The following is a 1856-nucleotide window of genomic DNA, read 5'->3' as shown; positions in this document are numbered from 1 at the left end:
GGATTGCAAAGGCATGAATCAAGAATGAAATAGCTTCATCCGATAATTCTAATGCCTGGTACCAATAGTTACTCGGCAAATAGTTAAAAAAGTCTGCATTCATTCGATCATTTTGCCATTTTTGGATAATTAGAGTTCCTGTTCCTGCTCCAGTTAAATCAGCACCTCCAGAACCACCTACAAGCAACGCTGTGAGCTTACCAAGTTCATCTGGTGTATAATGCTGCCCTTTTGCTGAAACAGCTGAATGAGCCATAAAATAGTCTCTAAAGAAATCAATGCCCATGTCATGGTGGATATTTAAGATTTTAGAATAAAATTCTTCACGTCCTTTTTTATCAAAAACAAGCTCTTGGATTCTATTTGTAAAATTCATGTGTTCATCAACATTGAGCATGTCATAGAATTGTTGTTCAGTAATTGTCATCTATCCCCTCCACCACTTTCACTAAATCAGTCATCATCCCCTCCAATCGCTGCGAGTGCTTTTTCTAAATCAGGCAAAATCCAGTCTGTTTGAATAGTTCCTAAATGCCCATCACGTTTAATCGTTCCAATAACATGCTCGATATACTTTTTCGCAGTGTTAATCTGTTCTTGGAGTTTTTCAACCGTTTTTTCGTCAGTGTCTGAAGAACATTCATCACATACAATAAATTCTCCTTCTGGAAGCCATTCAGGTTCGATTGGTTTATCACAGCTATAACATGTTGTTTGCTTCATCATTTTTCACACCTCCCCAGTGCTACCAAAACCGCCTGTACGCTTTCCATTTGCGTTGTCATCGTCTGTTGTAAGGTATTTGACAAATACCCCTTGCATTATTCTTTGACCTTTAGAAATGGTTACAGGCTCTTTTGAGATGTTCATAAATAAGCCTTTAAATTCTTGCGGATAGTAATCTGAATCGATAATTCCTACTGAATTAATCAATGCAATGCCACGCTTAACTGGATTACTTGAACGGTCGTATAATTTCAATACTTCATCATCACCAAGTTGAACAGCTAGCCCAGTGCTTACCATTTTAATTTCATCAGGTTGAATCGTAACTGTTTCACTTGCTGAAATGTCATATCCTGCGCTATGTTCTGTCGCTCGTTCTGGAATAGTCGCATTTTCGTTTATTTTTTTAAATCCTCTTGTCATTCTCCGTCCTCCACAGGCACAGCAAACTGCCAGTAACGCTCATCAATTGACTTGATTTCTTGTTCTGTTAATTTTAATGCATAATCTTTCCCTTTTGTAAATTCTAAGATTATTCCACTTTCCGCTTTTGATACGAAGGTTGAATCGCTAGTTGAATCGCTTAATCCAAAAACTTTTGGTAAGTCAATATAGAACAGCTGCGGTTTTTCTACTTGATAGCCTGTAATAGCTAAATGAGAAAGGATAAATAACTTATTATTTAGACCTCCAAAACCAAATCGTCTATCTTTAAATTGGAAATCATTCAGCCACCAAAAGCCTTTTTCTGTCAAAATATCAAGATTCTTCAAATCAGTAAGTGTGGCAAAATTATTCTGAGTTTTCAAGTATTTGATAGCTTTATCAACCTCTTCAGGCACGACTGGCAGGGCTTGCTGTTGGAGTTGGGATTTTAAATCAATGATTTGCGATTCTAGTTTAGAACTTCTGATTACTTCTTTTTCATAGCTATCATTGAGATTACTATATTTATCAAATAGCTCCTGATATTCTTCGTCAGCTTGTGCTATCAATGTTTTAACATGAACGGCCGCATAATATTTAGTGTCACCAATAGGATGCTCAATATTTTTTATTGGCAACTTTTCCAATTTCTCTTCAAACTTAGTCATTTTTCGTGTCCTCCAAGACAAATGGCATAAACCACT

At 36.5% G+C, this 1856-nt stretch carries 4 protein-coding genes; all 4 read right to left on the bottom strand.

Going from position 1 to position 1856, the window contains the following annotated elements; translation table 11 throughout:
- Positions 1-427 (bottom strand): hypothetical protein (locus ABWI07_RS43990; protein ID WP_353822191.1); only part of this gene is annotated, 427 nt, incomplete at its 3' end.
- A gap of 26 nt (positions 428-453) precedes the next feature.
- Positions 454-726, bottom strand: a complete 273-nt coding sequence (locus ABWI07_RS43985) for a hypothetical protein (RefSeq protein WP_014570742.1) — start codon at positions 724-726, stop codon at positions 454-456.
- Between the two features lie 3 nt (positions 727-729).
- Complete coding sequence (locus tag ABWI07_RS43980) at positions 730-1149, bottom strand: dUTP diphosphatase (protein WP_312258070.1); 420 nt, start codon at positions 1147-1149, stop codon at positions 730-732.
- Positions 1146-1856: DUF1642 domain-containing protein (locus tag ABWI07_RS43975; RefSeq protein WP_353822190.1), on the bottom strand; the 711-nt coding region annotated here is incomplete at its 5' end. The genes ABWI07_RS43975 and ABWI07_RS43980, both read right to left, overlap by 4 nt.

The organism is Actinomadura sp. NPDC000600, assembly GCF_040492135.1.
Taxonomy (GTDB): Bacteria; Actinomycetota; Actinomycetes; order Streptosporangiales; family Streptosporangiaceae; genus Spirillospora.
The sequence above is the reverse complement of the archived record's forward strand: the minus strand, read 5'-3'. Positions and strand labels throughout refer to the sequence as shown.